Below are 18,558 nucleotides of genomic sequence, written 5' to 3'. Positions count from 1 at the left end.
CGGCATCGCAAGGGCGGAGACTTCGGTCTCCGCTCTTTTTGTCATAGGTACGAGGGTATTTGCGGCGGATGGGGCGTTCGGCATTCGAGAATCAGCTTTTGCATGAGCCGCGGCGGAGCGGGAGCGGTTGCGCTTCCGGCTGAATCGGACAACCAAGAACGCAAAATGATTGCTCAAACGCGAACCTCCGCTCATAATGGGAGCATACCGACACGCCAGGACGAACAGGAGGACGGAACATGGAGTTGACTTATTTGCATACCTTCCTGGAAGTGGCCAAGTCCGGCAGTTTCACGCAGACGGCCGAGAAGCTCGGCTATGCCCAATCAAGCGTAACGACGCAAATTCAGAAGCTCGAGGAGTCCTACGGGGCGGTGCTGTTCGAGCGGTTCGGCCGCCGCATGAAGCTGACCCATGCCGGAGAAGTGCTGCTCGGCTATGCGCGGGATATTATCCGGCTCCACGGCGAATCGAAGGAGGCGGTCTCGGCGCAGCATGGGGGCTCGCTCGCCATCGGGACGATCGAGACGCTGGCGGCATTCTTCCTGCCGCCTCATCTGCAGGCTTATCAGCGGGCCTACCCGGAGATGAACGTCATGCTGCAGCCGGGCAACGAGCCGGCAATCATCGAGGCGGTGCGGACGGGGGAGCTGGATTTGGGCATCATCCTGGATCCGCCTTTCGCCGACCCGGATTTCCATACGGTTGCGGTAAGGGAAGAGCCGCTCGTCATCGTGATGCACCCTGATCACCTTCTGGCCGGAATTGCCGAAGTCGCTGTCTCCGATCTGGCGGGGGAGTCGCTCATTCTCACCGAGGACGGCTGTACGTATCGGGCGATGCTGCTCGGCGCGCTCAAGGAGGCTGCCGTCGGCTGCAAGCTTTCCTACGAATTCGGCAATTTGGAGGCGATCAAGCAGTGCGTCGTCTATGGTCTTGGCGTCGCGCTGCTGCCGGAGATCGTCGTTCGGGAGGACGTGCGCTTGGGGAAGCTTGCGGCGAGACCGTTTGCTCACCCCGCATGCAAATTTTATACGCAGATCATCTATGCGAAGAAGAAATGGGTGTCCAAGCCGTTCCGGCATTTCTTGGAGCAGGTCGGGGGATCGGCGATGGCTGGCTAAGTAAACGGATTCCAGCAAAAAAGGGCGCGAAACCTGGGCATATTCAGCCCTTTGGCTTCGCGCCTTCTTGCCATTGTAGTCTGAATATTTAGATTGTTAGGCCTTCGCTTGCCACTTATAATTTCGATAGATAGACGTAAGGGACGTACACGCAAGATGGAGATTCAGGGTCTCTACTCGTTCTATCGATAGAAAGGTGGTGATGGCACGCAGCAGCGCCGCAAGGCGATCACGAACGGACGCGGGAACCGAAGTTCGCGTTACGAAAGTCCGAATCGGACGACCATTAACATTAAGGAGGGAAATGAAGAATGATGACAGTGGGCGAACAAGCAGGCCTGGCGAAGCGAGGGACGATGCTCCTTCTCGGGCTGCTGCTGGCCGTAAGCGCAATGGTAATGACGGGAATCGCGATCGCGAAGCCGCAGAGCGTCGCGGCTGCGGCATGCACGGCTCCGTCATGGAGCGCCACAGCAGTCTATAATGGAGGCGCGCAGGTGACGCATCAGAACAAGCTGTGGCAGGCCAAATGGTGGACGAGCGGCGAAGAGCCTGGGACGACGGGGCAGTCGGGCGTTTGGGCAGATCAAGGTGCTTGCGATTCCGGGAGCGGAGGGGGCACGCCGACGCCGCAACCACCTGCAGCCGGTGCGATCGCGTGTTCAACAGCTTCTTGCTTGCACAGCGCGCTCAAGAACGTGCAGCCTGGACAGCGGATCGTCCTGTCGGCAGGCACCTATACGGGCAGCTTCTCTTCCGGGGTGAATGGCACGGCGGCCTCGCCGATTACGATCGAGAGCGCCGACCCGAACAACCTCGCGATCCTGTCCGGTTATTCCGCAGGCTCCGGTTACGCGCTGCAAGTGACGGGCGACTACTGGAGGATCAAGAATTTGAAGTTCACGAACGCGCAGAAGGGCATTATGCTCGATAATGCCAACTATACGCTCATTACAGGCGTTGAGGTGTACAATATCGGATACGAAGGCGTTCATTTCCGGGACGGCAGCTCGTATAACACGATTGAGAACTCTTACATTCATGATACCGGGAAGACCGGCGCGGGCTACGGCGAAGGCGTCTACGTCGGCTCGGCGGACGGCGCGAGCTACAATCCGAATACGCACTATAACACCATCCGCGGCGTCGTCATTGGCCCGAACGTGACCGCCGAGCATATCGATATCAAGGAGCGGACTGTTGGCACGCTCGTCGAGAATTGCACGTTCTATGGCGAAGGCATTAGCGGGGCAAATTACGCGGACAGCTTCATCGACGTCAAAGGGAATGAAGCGGTCATCCGCAACAACATCGGCTACCAGAACAATAACAACGTGCTCGTCGACGCATTCCAGCTGCACGAGATTATCGCGGGCTGGGGCATCAACAATCAGTTCAACAACAACACCGTATATTTGACGAACAGCGCGGTCTATGTGGTGGGCGCCTACAGCAATTCGAACGCGACGGCCAAAGGTAATACGAGAAGCCCGGCTGGCAATATGTACAGAGGGAATGTGACGGTGCAATAAGGAAGAGTTCGTCCGATTCAGCAGCAGAGTGGGCATCAGAAAGCCGGCTTGGCTGCACATAGAAGCAGCAGATAGGCGTGGAGCTCCGCAAGGAGCACCTCGCCTTTTGTTGATGGGAAGGGGCGGGAAGCATCCGTTCATTGACGGAAGCGCAAGCTGGAAGGCGTCTCCCAAATCGCACAAAGAAGACGTTCGCATAGAAAAAGTTGGTGGAAAGAAGGATTTTTATTCCTTTTTGTCGAAAAAGATCGAAATACACGACCATATGCCTAGGGGCAGGAAGGAAATTATGCATGATCGCTTGGTTTAGGACAAGGCTAATCGCACGGATTCTCGTCGTTCTGACGATCGTCATCCTGTTGATCATTGCCGGCAACAGTGTTATTCAGCTCGTCAACACCAGATCCGCCGTGGAAGAGGCCATTAGCAACTACAATATGGACATCGCCGAGCATTATGTCGACCAGATCGACACCAGCGACTATGCGGCGTTCATGCAAGACCCTCAGGAGAATGATCAGTACTGGAAGCTGCGCGCGCAGCTCGATGAATTCCGCTTGTCCATCGGCGCCTACTATGTCTACTTCGTCCAGGTGGAGGCGGACAAGTCGCCGCTCCTCTTGATCGATGGCAGACCGAAGGGCGATCCGCTCGCTTCACCGATCAACGAAGAGACCGATATGCCGGAAGAGGCGGCGCGTCTTGTGTTAAGCGGAGAGCGGGCCAGCTCCGAGTTGATCAAGAATCCGGAGTACGGCGATTATATTTCGGCGTTCGTCCCGATGAAGGATGCGGACGGGAAGCTGATCGGGGCGCTTGGCATCGATACGGATGCCAGCGTGTTCAACAACTTGACCGAGAAGGTCGTTCGCAAGAGCATCCCGCTGTACGCGATCGTGCTCGCGGCCGCGCTCATCGCGCTTGCGCTCATCGTCTGGTTCGTCTCCCATGCGCTTCGCCCGCTGCGGACGATTACGGCTAGCGCCGGCAAGATGGCGACCGGACATTTGGCCCAGGCGCATCAGCTGCTGGTGGATGCACCGGTGAAGTCGAAGGATGAGATCGGGTCGGCTTACCAAGCGATGCTCCACATGTCGACGCATTTGAACGATATGGTCCGCTCAATCGTTAGGGAAGTGTCTCAGACGTCAAGCGCCGTGGCTGCTTCGTCGGCTGAATTCGCCGGTCATGCGCAAGAGATGCTGGCCATGAGCGAGACGGTCAGCGGTTCCATCCAGCATATTCATGAAGGGGCGTATAGCCAAACGCAGAGCGCGCAGGACAATGCCATGGCGATGGAAGAGATGGCACAAGGCATCATCCGTATCTCGGAATCGTCCTCGGAGGTGTCGGAGGCCGCTTCGCAAGCGCTGACGATGGCAGGCGGCGGTCAGGCCGCAGTTCGGCATATGAACGGGCAAATGCAGGGCATCGCGGCGCAGACGAGCGAGACGCTTGCGACCGCGCGCCGCCTTCAAACCTATACCGATCAGATCGGGGGAGCGCTTGCGTCGATCAGCGATTTCGCGAACCAGACGAAACTGCTCGCCTTGAACGCGTCCATCGAGGCAGCCCGCGCGGGCGAGCATGGCCGAGGGTTTACGATCGTCGCCTCGGAGGTGCGTAAGCTGGCGGAAGGTTCTGCCGCGTCCGTCGAGCAAATTACGACTTTGCTCGCTCACGTCACGGATGAAGCCGCGCGGATCGGCGGGCAGATGGAGGAAGCCTCGAAGGAGATCGGAGAGGGGACGCGGCTGTCGGCCGAGGCCGAACAGGCCTTCTCGCATGCGGTGGAAGCATTCCAACTCGTGGCCGGCCAAATCATGGAGGTATCCACTGCTGTCGAAGAGCTGTCGGCAGGTTCTGAGGAAGTAGCCGCCACCGTCAGCAGCATGGCAAGCGTCGCAAGCGGCGTCTCCGAGCAGACGCGGAGCATCCAGACGCTGACCGAGCGCCAGCTGGAGAAGATGCGGCAGGTGCACGAAGGGGCGACGGCTCTAAGCGAGAGCGCGGCTCGAATGCAAGAAGCGGTTGCGCAAGTGAAGGTGTGACGGATGAACGAGATGCGTCATGCGTCGTGTCCTTAGATTTAACGTATATGAGACGCCTGCCCCCGCCATGGGGGCAGGTTTTTTTGCGTGCAGAGAGGGAGAGGGGAGAGGAGGGGAGAGGAACCGCGGGTTTACGCCGGAAGGGCTGTTCGATATACTGGGGGTGTTGGGATAATGGGTAGTTCTGGATATTTTGATGTTCATTCTTGTAGGCGAGAGCGAGGGAGAGCATGCTATCCATTGTGAAGGGGCCTTATCTGCAATGGCCAACTCCACATACCGTTACGGTCATGTGGGAGACCTCGGAACCGGCAGATTCCAAGGTGATGGTGTGGCAAGCTGAACGCATTCACAGCGGTTATCTGGGTAATTACAAGCAGCCTGAGCAAGTCGTGCAGACCGTCCATCTTAAGGAGTCTACCGTCATTCATCGGATTACGCTCGAGGGTCTTGCGCCAAGCACCGTCTATCACTATCAAGTTCACTCCTCTCATGAACACGACAATGTGGCGTCCGGCAAGTTCTTTTTGAAGACGGCGGTTCAGAGAGGGACGCCTTTCTCTCTGGCGGTTACGAGCGAGACGGGAGGATATAGCGGGTTCGATACATCCGAAGGACAAATTAATCGGAACGTGTTTCATCACATGCGGCGGTATCGACCTGATTTTGCGCTCTTCGTAGGGGATATCGTGAACGATGGTCACAACGTTGAAGACTGGGAGCGGTATTTCTTCCTTCCAGGCAAAGAACTGCTTTCTGACACTCCTTTCTATTGCTGCTTAGGCAATCATGAGAATCATTCCCCTTGGTTTCATCGATTTTTCGCTTACCCTCCACCAAGTCGTTTCTATGCCTTTGATTATGGCGATGCCCGTTTCATTTGTTTGGATAGCACGGAATTGATCGATAACGATACCTACCCCTTGGATTCGGGTAAAATGGCGCCCGGTCACGAACAGTTCGATTTTCTCGTTCGCGCACTGGAGGAGTCGGACGCCAGATGGAAAATCGTCTTTTTCCACTACCCGCCATATGTATCCGGGGGCTATCAAGTCGAGGCTCTACGCGCGCTGTCCCCCGTTCTCGAGCAGCATGGCGTGGACCTCGTGCTGAATTCGCATACCATTGCGTACGAACGTAGTCACCCGATCCGCGATGGCGGGATCGACTACGAGAACGGGATTGTGTATGTCGTGGCTGGCGGCGCAGGCGCAATGCCGAGCTGGCTGCTGCCCAAGCGAGAGTGGCATACGGCCCAATCGCTGGCGGTCCCGCATTTCCTGCACGTTGTGATTACGCCCCATACGTTGGAGCTTCAAGCGATCGATGACGAGGGCAGGCTGTTTGATCGATTCGGCTTTTACAAGGATGTATCGGGCAAACGTTATTTTTGATGTTATCTGTAAAATTTTATCGTGTATAACAAGGAAATAATGGGACTTGTGTTGTAATTAATAGATGATCCGGGATTGATGCGCGGTTGCATGTGCGGATTTATTGTAAATAAAAGGTTATATATCACGTGTTGGAGGGTGGACTTTAATTATGAATTTCAGCGAATTCCGTTACGAGCGTCCCGATGTCAAGCAGATCGAGGAGCAGTACAAAGCATTGATTCAACGATTCAACGACGCCCGGACCGCCGAGGAACAGAACGAGGCGCTCAAGGCCGTCAATGCGCTTCGCATCGCGTTCGAGACGCAATGCACGCTGGTCGAGATCCGGCACTCCATCGACACGAACGACGAATTTTACAAGACGGAACAAGATTATATCGATGAAATCAAGCCCGTCATTCAAGAATATTCCACCGATTACTATCGGGCGCTCGTACAATCCAAATTCCGCGGCGAGCTGGAGGCGATCTGGGGCAAGCAGTTGTTCCAGCTGGCCGAGCTATCGCTCAAGACGTTCAAGCCCGAGATTATCGAGGATTTGCAGAAGGAGAACAAGCTGGTCTCCGCATACGCGCAGCTGATGGCCTCGGCCAAAATCCCGTTCGAAGGCGAAGAGCGGACGCTCCCGCAGCTCATTCCATTCGAGCAGTCGAAGGACCGGGAGACAAGGCGGCAGGCGGCGGAAGCGCGCTATCGCTTCATGGCCGAGAACGGGCAGGAGCTCGATCGCATATTCGACGAGCTGGTACAGGTGAGAACGACGATCGCCCGCAAGCTGGGCTTCGAGAACTTCGTCGAGGTGGGTTACGCGCGCATGAGCCGGACCGACTATAACGAAGAGATGGCGAGCAACTTCCGCAATCAAGTGCTGACGCATATCGTTCCCGTGGCGAGTAAGCTGAAGGAACGTCAGCAGGCGCGCATCGGCGTGGAGCAGCTGAAGTATTACGACGACTCGTTCAGCTTCCCGACCGGCAACCCGACGCCGAAGGGCGACCCGGAGTGGATCGTCGCCAATGGGGCGGACATGTACAGAGAGATGTCGCCGGAGACCGACGCGTTCTTCCGCATGATGAACGAGCGCGGCCTGATGGATCTCGTGAGCAAGAAAGGCAAACAAGGCGGCGGTTACTGTACGTTCCTGCCGGAATACGAAGTGCCGTTCATTTTCTCGAATTTCAATGGCACCTCGGGGGACATCGACGTACTGACGCACGAGGTCGGTCACGCGTTCCAGGTGTATGAGAGCCGTCATTTGGGCGTGCCGGAATATTACTTCCCCACGTCGGAAGCGTGCGAGATCCATTCGATGAGCATGGAGTTTTTCGCTTGGCCATGGATGGACCGGTTCTTCAAGGAGGATGCGGAGAAGTACCGCTTCGACCATCTGGCCAGCTCGCTGCTCATCGTACCGTACATCGTGGCGGTGGACGAATTCCAGCATGTCATCTATAGCAATCCGAACGCGACGCCGGACGAGCGCAAGCGTGCATGGCGGGAGATCGAGCGCAAGTACTTGCCTCATCGGAACTACGAGGGGAACGACTATTTGGAGCAGGGCGGCTATTGGCAGCGTCAACTCCATATTTACCACTACCCGTTCTACTATATCGATTATGCGTTGGCTCAGATTTGCGCCTTCCAGTTCTGGAACCGGATGAACGACAACTTCGAGGCGGCGTGGGCGGATTACCTCAAGCTTTGCCGCGCGGGCGGCGCGCAGTCGTTTCTCGGCTTAGTCGAGTTCGCCGGGCTGACCTCGCCGTTCGAGAACGGCTGCGTCGAGTCCGTGATCGGCGGGATCGAGCGCTGGCTGGACGGGGTAGACGATACGAAGCTGTAATATACTGCGCGAGAAGCCGGTACCTGGGTGGTACCGGCTTGTTTGCCGTTTCCGGGTTGGTGGCAAGGTGGCACCCGTGACGATGCGGCAGCCGCACTGATGCGTTTGCTCCAGGATGCGGGCATGATGAACTAGCTTAATGGGGAAAATCGCCGGGCGAGCCCAGCGGCCTTCAGTTATGCTGCCCGCACCGCAGTCGATCCTAGGCGAATTCTATCGCGGACCCGCATCAAATCGGAGCAGCCGTTCAGCACGAGATGGTACTGTTCGAAGAATACACGCGAAAGGCGGCGCCCGCCATTGGCAGCTGTTGGCGGAGCAGGCAGGCGTACGCATCTATGTTGGACACGAGGACGGCGATGCCGGAGCGGTTGAGCATGCCGACGCGCTCGTTTATTTAGGGTTCGGCGGCGTGGAGGAGGAGCGAATGGAAGAGGGGATTCTGCGTTTGCGGCGCGCTTGGATCGAGCGTGGGCATGGTTGAATCCAAGCCCGGGGTATCCCGGGCTTTTTTGGCGTTAACGTCTCTCATCCGAGGCAGTGGATTGCGGTTGGCTTGTTGAAGCCGACGCGGCCTTCGGTCCGAATACCGGGGCAAGCCTGGAGCTGGACAGCTGATCGCCCAGGCCGAAATATTCGCAGAAGTTCATGATCATCGGCTTCCACTTCGCCGGGTCGATGTAGTTCGCCCCAAGCGGCGACAGAATCGATTCCTCCGCATGGACGCGCACGATCGCGACCTCCAAGGCGATAAGCGAGCTCGGCTGCTCGAATGGATGCGCGCGGACGAGCTTCGCTTCAAGCTGCACCGGGCACTCCAGCACGCGGGGCGGTTCTACCGCAAGCGACGGAGCCGGGGTCAGTTGGGCGGTGCCGAATTTATCCGATTCATGCCGGTAGCCGCGCGCGGCCTTGGTGGCCGGCACCGGGCTGCTGCCGGTCAGCAGCGTCAACCGGTCGATGGCGGGGATCAAGTCGACGGACGGCAAATTGAGCACGCACTCGCCATGCCGCAGCAGGTTCTGCACGGTTTGCGACTTGTCGCTCATCCCGAGCATGCAGGATCGGTTCAGCCACCACGCGGACGACATCGGGGCGAGATTGGGCGTTCCGTCCGGATTCAGCGTGCTGATCAGCACGACGGAAGTGCCAAAATATAAAATTTTCGGTTCGATTACGGTGTGCATGCGCAAGTCTCCTCGGTTGAAATTGACATCAGTGTACCACGCAGCGTTCAGAGCTAGCGGACTGTTGGGTTATAAGAGCAAGATTGTGAAATTTTGCGGGTTCGAAGGCCGCTAAACAGGGGTTTTGTTTTTGTAAACTTGTACGGGAGGATTCGGTTAAAGGTGGAAGTTCATCTGCATTTCCGATCCGATTTTCAATATTATGGAATCTAGTGCAAGGATCGAGAACATGGATTACGAACAGTCCCCGGTTACTAGGCGAATAGTCCGGGAAGTATTGGATTCTGGTATATTTTGGAATTTTATACCTAACCTATTTGCCTATGAATGCTTGGCTTATCCATTCATTATTCCCCCATCACCAAGAGGAAATTGTCCTTGTCGGTTATTGGGCAAGGTCTTAGAATTGCTATTATTTACTACTTCTCGCCTACAACCGCATAGCTGTCCGCGATTCCTGCAACGTCAGTGCTTGTTCAAATTCATGGGGGGTTTGATGCCTTGACCGTTTTTGGAAATTTAACGCAACTGCTGCATATCCGCGCTTCGGAAGAGAAAGGAATAACCTTCATCCAGGCGACGCAAGAGCGATCGCTATCGTACGCCGGCCTCTATGATCGTGCGCGCCGTCTGCTGTATGGCCTGCAGGCGAGGGGCATGAGCCCCGGGGACGAGCTGGTCCTGCAAATCGATGACAACGAATCGTTCGTCTGCCTGTTCTGGGCCGCCATATTGGGCGGCTTCCGTCCGGTTCCGGTGACCGATGCGGGCAACGACGAGCAGCGCGCGAAGCTTGGCAACATTGTGCGCTTGCTGAACCGCCCTTACTTGGCGGCTCCCCGCGAGGATCGGCTGCAGCTTGAACGAATTTGGGCCGATGCGACGAGTGGCGCGGCTGCGTTCGAGGAGCGATTCATCGCGCTGGAGGAGATCGACGACACCTCCGGTTTCGGAATGGTTTACGCGGCCGACTGCGACGATATCGCCTTCATCCAGTTTTCCTCCGGTTCCACGGGCGAGCCTAAAGGGGTTATGCTCACCCATGGCAATCTGCTTGCGAACATGAAGCAGATCGTGGACGGCTCGCAGGCCGCGGAGAACGGATCATCGCTGAGCTGGATGCCCCTCACCCACGACATGGGCTTGATCGGATTTCACCTGTCGCCCATCTACGCCAACATCAATCAGTACATCATGCCGACAGCGCTTTTCGTACAGAACCCGACGCTCTGGCTGCACAAAGCAAACGAGCATCGGATCACCCAGATCTCCTCTCCCAACTTTGGCTACAAACATTTCCTTCACTATTTCAAAGAAGAGCTGGCCCGCGAATGGGACTTGTCCTGCGTGCGGCTAATATTTAACGGCGCCGAGCCGATCTCGGAAGCGTGGTGCCGATTATTCACGGAGCGGCTAATGCCGTACGGCTTGCGGCCAGGCGCGATGTTTCCGGTGTATGGCTTGGCCGAAGCGAGCTTAGCCGTGACGTTCCCGCCTGTGAACGAAGGGCTTGCCTGTCTTCATCTAGACCGCGACTCGGCGGCCGAGAACTCGCAGGTCCGGCTAACGGACGAGAATGACGAGCGGCGTCTAACCGTAGTCGATCTCGGTTTTCCCGTGGAAGGTTGTCAATTGCGGATATGCAGCGATGAAGGCGCGGCGCTGGCCGATGAACGGATCGGCGAAATCCAAATCAGCGGTCCTAACGTAACGCGGGGTTATTACAACAACGCGGAGGCGACCCGCGAAGCCTTCTCCGAAGACGGCTGGCTGCGCACCGGAGACATGGGGTTCCTGCGCGGCGGGCGGTTGACCGTGACCGGCCGGAAGAAGGATCTCATCTTCGTCAATGGACGCAACGTATATCCGCATGATTTGGAGCGGCTGGCGGAGTCGCTGGATGAGATCGAGCTTGGCAAGGTGGCGGCCGCGGGCGCGACCGATCCGGCGACAGGAGCGAACATCGCGCTGGTGTTCGTGCTCTACCGCCGTAAGCTTGAGCAGTTCGCGGAGCTTGCGGCGAAGCTGAGGCGGCACTTGAACCAACGCGCGGGCATCGAAGTTACGCACGTGCTACCGGTCAAACGGCTGCCGAAGACGACGAGCGGTAAGCTTGCGCGCTACAAATTAGCAGAGCAATTCGAAAGGGGCGAATTCCAAACGGCAATCGAGGCGCTGAACGGCCTGTTCGGCGCGCAAACATCCGGCGCAATAGACGCGGAGGACCAAACAGACGAATCAGGAGGGATTTTGACGCCATTATTCAAGGAAGTGCTGCGCCTCGATGGGCCGCTTGGCGGCAGCGCGCATTTCTTCGAGCTCGGGGGCAACTCGTTGAAGGCGACGATGCTCGCCGCCAGGCTGCGCGAGCAATTCGGCTTCGAGGTGAACATGCGGGACATCTTCGACCATCCGACGGCAGGCGAGCTGGCGGCTTGGCTGCGAACGGCCGGGACCCGCCAGATCGAACCGCTCTTCAAGGCGCTTGAAGCCGATACGTATCCGGTGACGCCGGCGCAGCGGCGGATTTTCATCCAGGAGCAGTTGAACGACATCGGCACCAGTTACCACATTCCGCTCGTGCTCGCGGTGAACGGGCATGTGGACACGCTCAAGCTGGGCGAAGCGATCGAAGCGCTGGTGGAGCGTCATGAGCCGCTGCGGACCTGCTTCGAACATGCGAACGGGGAGATCAGACAGCAAGTTGTCACGAATGCGGAGTGCCCGATCATGTTCCTGACCGGGAGCGATACGGTCGGCGAGGCAGCGAAGCGGTTCTTCGCCCGCCGGTTCGATCTAAGCGAAGCGCCGTTATGCAGGTTCGGATTGTATGCCGAGGAAGGGCGCAGCTTTTTATTGATGGATTTCCATCATATCGTATGCGACGGGATATCGCTCTCGCGGCTTTTGCAGGAATTCCAGCTGCTCTATGCCGGGGAGACGCTGTCCGCGATGCCTGTTCAGTATAAGGATTATGCCGTATGGCTGGAGAAGCGGATGGCTTCCGAAGCGCTCGATCGGCAATCGCAATATTGGCGCGGCCAGCTGGCCGGTCAGTGGCCAGTCCTTCAGCTGACGGCGGATTACGCCCGGACACCGTTCAAGACATATTCAGGCGATATCGTCCGCGAAGGCATCGGTCCGGAGCTCGCCGCCGAGCTGGATCGGCTTGCGCTTTCGCTTGGCGTAACGGTCAATACGCTCCTATTCGCCGCGTATATGTGGACGCTCCGCCTGTATACCGGCCAGGACGAATGGATCGTCGGATCGCTAGTGGCGGGTCGCGCCCATCCGGATGCCGAGTTGATGGTCGGGATGTTCAATAATTATTTGCCGATCAGAGGCGCGCTGCTCCCAGACGAGCCGTTCCGCGCGTTCGCCCTTAGGCTGCACACGGTGTTGGTGGAAGCCTACGACAATCAGGATTTTCCCTATGACGAGATGGCGGCGTTCGGGGGCGGTCAGCTGAACGCTTCTCGCAACCCGCTGTTCGATACGATGCTGATCTACCACAACGAGCTCGATCCGCATATCCGCTTCGAGTTAGACGGCATCCGGTGGGAGCAGGTCGACTATCACAACGGCACGTCCAAGCTGGATCTCAAATTGGACGTATTCTGCCGCGAAGACGGCGGATTGGACGCTGTGTTCGAATATAACGCGAAGCTCTTCAAGGCCGAGACGGTCGCAGCATTCGCGCGCCGGTTCGTTCATCTGCTCGGCGCAGCGGCAGCCGCACCGGATGAGGCGCTGGAGACCGTTCGCCTGTTGACTGAAGAGGAAGAACGCCGGCTGCTGGCGTCGTTCAACGCTACAACATCGCCGTACGACCGGGAGCGGTTAATTCACCAGTGGCTTGAAGAACGCGCGAGAACAATGCCGGAAGCGCCTGCCGTTACGCACGGTGGCCGGTCGATGACGTACCGCGAGTTGAACGACCAGAGCAACCGGCTGGCCCGGACGCTGCGGGACCTTGGCGCTGCGCCGGACGCGATCGTCGGCGTCTTGGCGGCCCGCTCGCCCGAGATGATGATCGCGATCATGGCCGTGCTGAAGTCGGGAGCAGCTTATTTGCCGATCGATCCGGGCTATCCGCCTGAGCGTATTCGCTACATGCTGGCGGACAGCGGAACTTCGCTGCTGCTCGCGCAGGAGTCCCTCGTAAGCGAGACATGGGCGGCCGATACTGGCTACAACGGCAATCTGCTGTTATTGGAGGATGCGCGCCTGTATGAGCAGGACGGCGGGGATCTTGAACCGATCGGCCATTCACGCCATTTGGCTTATGTGATTTATACATCGGGTTCGACGGGCAGACCGAAGGGCGTCGCGATCGAGCACCACAGCGTCATCAACCGGATTAGCTGGATGCAAAAGGCGTATCCGCTGCGGTCCGGCGACGTGATCCTGCAGAAAACGCCGATTACGTTCGACGTCTCCGTATGGGAACTATTCTGGTGGAGTATGGCCGGCGCTTCTGTCTGTCTGCTCGATCCCGGCGACGAGAGGGATCCCGCGCAAATCATGGCGGCGATGGAAGCGCGCGAGGTGACGGCGCTGCATTTCGTGCCGTCCATGTTCGGCGCCTTCCTCGACTACGCGGAGCGGCATCCGCGGGCCTTCGCCAAGCTGACGCGCTTACGCGTCGTCTTCTGCAGCGGCGAGGCGCTGCCGCTCCGCACGGTCGAGCGGTTCCGTGCCTTGACGGGGCTGCGGGCAGTGAAATTAATCAATTTGTACGGTCCGACGGAAGCGACGGTAGATGTGTCCTATTTCGACTGCGGCGAAGGCGAGCTGGGCCAGTCCGTGCCGATTGGCAGGCCGATCGATAATACGCGTCTATACGTCATGGATGAGCGGCGCAGGTTAGTGCCTCCGGGCGTAGCGGGCGAGCTCTATATCGCGGGATGCGGACTCGCGAGAGCTTACTGGAATCAGCCGGCTTTGACCGCGGAAAGGTTCGTACCAGACCCATACATGCCGGGAGAGAGAATGTATCGGACGGGAGATCTGGCGAGTCTCCGTCCGGACGGCAACCTTGATTATTTGGGCAGAATCGACCATCAGGTGAAGATCCGCGGCTATCGCATCGAATGCGGGGAGGTCGAAGCGGAGCTCAGGAAGCAGGCCGGAGTGAAGGACTGCCTGGTTGCGGCGACCCGGGACGAGCAAGGCGGCGACAGGCTCTGCGCGTATATCGTGGCAGATGAGGATATCCAACTGCCGGGCCTCCGAAGCGGCATCGCGAGGAAGCTGCCGGATTATATGGTGCCTACGCACTGGGCGATACTCGCGTCGATGCCGCTTACGGCAAGCGGCAAGGCGGACCGCCATGCGCTGCCGGAAGCGAAGCCGATTACGGCTGGCGCGGCGGATCGCGAGGAGCCCGCGAACGAGCGGGAGGCGCAGCTTGCGGCGATATGGGCAGAGGTGCTGGGTACGGCTGAATTCGGCGTGACGGACAGCTTCTTCGAGCTGGGCGGCCACTCGCTCAAAGCCGCGCAGGCCGCGGCGCTGATCCAGCATCGGCTCGGGCTTGCGATCACGATCCGAGACCTGTTCGAAGAGCCGACAATCCGGGGACTGGCGAACGTGTTGGCGGTAACGCGCTCTGGCATATCGGGCACCATAGAGCCAGCCGAATCAAGCGATCATTACCCGCTCTCGCCGGCGCAGCAAAGGCTGTTCATTCTGCAGCAGATGGAAGGGATCGGCACGGTCTATCATCTTCCGTTCGCGCTGCGGTTCGAAGGCCAGTTAGATAAGCGCAAGGTCGAGGCGACGATCGCGAAGCTGATCGAGCGGCACGAATCGCTTCGTACTGCGTTCGGGTGGGCGGACGGCGCGCCGGCTCAATTCATTCATGAAGCGGCTGAATTCCAACTGCAAGTCTACGCGGCCGAAAGCGAAACTGACGCATCGGCGCGGCTTGCGGCATTCGTGAGGCCGTTCGATCTTAGCCGTGCTCCGCTCATGCGGGCGGGCGTCGTCGAGCTAGGGGCTACTAGCGGCTATTTGATCTTCGACTTCCATCATTTGATCGCCGACGGATTGTCCGGCGTGGTCTTCGCGGAGCAATTCCTCGCGCTGTACCGAGGAGAGGAGCTCCCGCCGCTGCAGGTCCAGTACAAAGATTACGCGGTGTGGCAGCAAGGACTGGCGTGCTCGGAAGCCTATCTAGAGGATGAATGCTACTGGCTGGAGCGATTATCAGGCGAGCTTCCCGTGCTGCAGCTGCCGACGGATGAGCTGCGGCCGGCGGTCCAGCGGTTCGAAGGCGCAAGCGTGCCGCTCGCGTTCGACGACATTCTGCAGCGGAAGCTGCACGCGGTCGCGGCAAGCGAAGGGGTCACCCCTTATATGGTGCTGCTCGCGGCTTACTATGCCTTTCTGTTCAAATATACAGGCCAGGAGGATATTATCGTCGGCACGCCTGTGGCCGGGCGCGGCCAGGCGGAGACGCTCCCGCTCATAGGGATGTTCGTGGGAACGCTTCCGCTTCGTCAGCGCCTGGCCGCCGACGACATGTTCGTCGAGCTGTTGGCTGAGGTGAAGCAAGGGACGATCGAGGCGCTCTCGCATGACGCATACCCGTTCGAGGCGATGGTTGAGAAGCTGCATGTCAGGCGCGACCCGAGCCGATCTCCGCTATTTAGCGTCATGTTCGCGATGCAGAATCAGGAGCTGCCGGAGCTTGCGGCGGATGGTCTTGCCATGACCGCGGAGCAGCTGGAGACGCGCACGGCGAAGTTTGATTTGACGCTCGAAATCACGATGACCGGCGGCAAGCTGTCCGGACGTCTAGAGTACGCTTCGAGCTTGTTCCGGCAGGAGACCGCGGAGCGAATGGCGGGGCATTATGTTCACTTGCTGCGCGAGGCGATCGGGGATCCGGGCCAACGAATCAGCGAGCTGACCCTCTTGCCGCCGGAAGAAGTCCGTCAAATGATGGAGACGTTCAACGATACGCAGACCCCCTATCCGGAAGAGCTGCTGGTTCATGAATGGTTGGAGCAGCATGCCGAGCAGAACCCTGGCCGGCCGGCGGTCACGCGGGACGGCGGAGGCATGATGACGTACGGCGAACTGAACATGCGGGCGAACGCGCTGGCGCGGCGTCTGCGCGAACACGGCGTTGGCCGTGATCGTGTCGTCGCGGTCATGGCGGAACGATCGCCGCTTCTCATCGTCGCGATTTATGCCGTGTTGAAAGCAGGCGGGGCGTACTTGCCCATCTCGCCGGGACTGCCTCCTGCGCGGATCGCACACATGCTGGCGGATAGCGGAGCTTGCGCGATGCTGACACGCGAGGTGCTTACCGATCTGGCGCATGACTTCGCAGGTGAGATCATCTTGCTGGACGAAGCAACGGGATTTGCAATTGGGGGGCAATGGGACGACGATGCGACAGCCCTGCCGCGAACGACGGATGCGAGCGGCTTGGCCTACGTGCTCTACACGTCCGGATCAACCGGTCAGCCGAAGGGCGTCATGATCGAGCACCGCTCCATCGTCAACCGATTGAATTGGATGCAGGCGCGTTATCCGCTCGGCCCATCGGACGTCATTCTGCACAAGACGCCGATCACGTTCGACGTCTCCGTCTGGGAGCTGCTCTGGTGGAGCATGGCTGGCGCGTCGGTGCATCTGCTTGAGCCTGGCGGCGAGAAGGACCCTTCGCAGCTGTTGGACGCCATCGAGACGGCGGGGGTAACGACCTTGCACTTCGTGCCGTCGATGCTGACGCTGTTCGCCGAATTCGCGGAACGGGCAGAAGCCGCGGAACGTCTAGGCTCGGTGAAGCAGGCGTTCGCTAGCGGAGAAGCGCTGCAGCCTGCGCAAGCAGAGGCGTTCTACCGGCTGTTCCCGCATGCGCGTCTGGCGAATTTATACGGACCGACCGAGGCGGCGATCGACGTGACGTATTACGATTGCGAGCCGGAGGAGCGCGCGAGCTCCATCCCGATCGGGAAGCCGATCGATAACATTCGGCTGTATATTCTCGGTCCTCGCGGCGAACTGCAGCCGATCGGCGTGCCGGGCGAGCTCTGCATCGCGGGCGTCGGCGTTGCGCGCGGTTATCTGAACCGTCCTGACTTGACGCGCGAGAAGTTCGCCGCCCATCCGATTGCGGGCGAAGGATCGCTGTACCGAACCGGCGACTTGGCGAAATGGCGTCCCGACGGGAATATCGAGTATTTGGGCCGCATCGACAATCAAGTGAAGATCCGCGGCCAACGGCTGGAGCTCGGCGAGATCGAATACCGGCTCCGGCAGCATCCGGACGTTCGGGATGCGGCTGTTCTTGCCAAGCCGGATCGGGATGGCGGTTTTTTCCTATGCGGGTATTACGCGTCGGATTCTGAACTTCCGGCGCAGGAGCTGCGCGCGTATCTGGCAACGGAGTTGCCCGATTATATGATGCCGGCGTTCTTTGTTCGCGTTACGCGCATGCCGGTGACGGCGAACGGGAAGCTGGACCGCAGCGCCCTTCCGACGCCGGATATGAATACATCTCCTTCCGGGCGGCACGTCGAGCCTGGCAGCGAGCTCGAGAAGCGGCTCGCCGCCATCTGGAGCGAACTCTTGGGCGTAGCCCGCGTCGGCGCGCGCGATCCGTTCTTCGAGATCGGCGGCAACTCGCTGCTGCTCATTCGGGTGCACGCCCGTATCGACGAGCTGTATCCGAGACTTGTCAAGGTGACCGATCTGTTCGCGTATCCGACTATCGCCGAACTGGCGGATTTCATGGAGCGTGCCATGTCGAGGGCGGCGCTTCGGGAGCTGCCGCTGCTTCCGGTGCCGGCGTTCATGGTGGCCGCTGGCGGCGCGCGGGCGCAAGAGCGCGCCTTCCGGTTCAAGCTCGAGGCTGATTTGGCCCAAGGCATCAGAGGGATCGCATCCGCGGAAGACACGCAAGAAGGAACAGTGCTGCTCGCCTTGTTCGCTTATGTGCTGGCTAGCTTGAGCAAGCAGCCGATCGTGCCGATTCAGGCAGCGCTAAGTGACGGCGTCGACGCGGTCTCCTTGCAGCTGGATATTCGCGAAGCGGTGGATTTCGGCGCGCTTGTCCGCTTGACGAAGCGTGCAATCCAGGACGAGATGGGCGCGCATCCGCGTTATGCACTGGCCGCGATGGATTCGGTCCATATCGACAAGGCGGATGGCGAGGTGCTTCCGCTCTTCCACCGAAGACTCGGCGGGGAGCAGGGCTTGTACCGGCAATTCGACATTCGGTTGTCTTACGAGCCCGGTCCGGCCTTCGGCTCGTTCGACTTTACGCTGGCCTTCAACGATAAGCGGCTGCACGCGGACGGCGTTCGCGTGCTGATCGACAATTACGTCAAGCTGGCCCGGATCGTCACGCAGGCGGCGCTTGCCCGCAGCGAAGCAGGCAGCTCGTCCGATAGCATCCATTAGCTTA

Annotated in this window: 8 protein-coding genes; 7 read left to right on the top strand and 1 reads right to left on the bottom strand. The window is 58.9% G+C overall.

The window, feature by feature from the left end:
• Positions 1-239: 239 nt before the first annotated feature.
• The 6 genes from ACFFSY_RS28775 to ACFFSY_RS28750 all read left to right on the top strand — a co-directional run bounded on the left by ACFFSY_RS28775 (position 240) and on the right by ACFFSY_RS28750 (position 8,431).
• A complete protein-coding gene (locus ACFFSY_RS28775; protein ID WP_377500698.1) occupies positions 240-1,124 on the top strand; it encodes a LysR family transcriptional regulator in 885 nt (294 codons plus the stop codon).
• A gap of 311 nt (positions 1,125-1,435) precedes the next feature.
• Positions 1,436-2,656 (top strand): right-handed parallel beta-helix repeat-containing protein, encoded by a 1,221-nt coding sequence (locus ACFFSY_RS28770; RefSeq protein ID WP_377500696.1) that lies wholly within the window; start codon positions 1,436-1,438, stop codon positions 2,654-2,656.
• A 293-nt stretch (positions 2,657-2,949) separates the two neighbouring features.
• Positions 2,950-4,707 (top strand): methyl-accepting chemotaxis protein, encoded by a 1,758-nt coding sequence (locus tag ACFFSY_RS28765; protein WP_377500693.1) that lies wholly within the window; start codon positions 2,950-2,952, stop codon positions 4,705-4,707.
• 230 nt (positions 4,708-4,937) lie between these two features.
• Entirely contained in the window at positions 4,938-6,101 is a 1,164-nt protein-coding gene (locus ACFFSY_RS28760; protein WP_377500691.1) for a purple acid phosphatase family protein, read from the top strand.
• Positions 6,102-6,252: 151 nt separating this feature from the next.
• Complete coding sequence (locus tag ACFFSY_RS28755) at positions 6,253-7,947, top strand: M3 family oligoendopeptidase (protein ID WP_377500688.1); 1,695 nt, start codon at positions 6,253-6,255, stop codon at positions 7,945-7,947.
• 178 nt (positions 7,948-8,125) lie between these two features.
• On the top strand, positions 8,126-8,431 hold the full coding sequence (locus tag ACFFSY_RS28750) for a hypothetical protein (protein ID WP_377500685.1): 306 nt from the start codon (positions 8,126-8,128) through the stop codon (positions 8,429-8,431).
• Positions 8,432-8,465: 34 nt separating this feature from the next.
• Here the strand turns inward: ACFFSY_RS28750 and ACFFSY_RS28745 are convergent, their stop codons facing one another.
• Entirely contained in the window at positions 8,466-9,134 is a 669-nt protein-coding gene (locus ACFFSY_RS28745) for a flavin reductase family protein (protein ID WP_377500683.1), read from the bottom strand.
• A 501-nt stretch (positions 9,135-9,635) separates the two neighbouring features.
• Here ACFFSY_RS28745 and ACFFSY_RS28740 point away from each other — a divergent pair.
• Positions 9,636-18,554, top strand: coding sequence for a non-ribosomal peptide synthetase (locus tag ACFFSY_RS28740; protein ID WP_377500680.1), 8,919 nt, complete (start codon positions 9,636-9,638; stop codon positions 18,552-18,554).
• Positions 18,555-18,558 lie beyond the last annotated feature (4 nt).

It is taken from the genome of Paenibacillus aurantiacus, assembly GCF_042431225.1.
In the GTDB taxonomy this organism is placed as follows: Bacteria; Bacillota; Bacilli; order Paenibacillales; family Paenibacillaceae; genus Paenibacillus_Z; species Paenibacillus_Z aurantiacus.
Note: the sequence above shows the minus strand (reverse complement) of the source record. Positions and strands in the feature narration are given on the sequence as shown.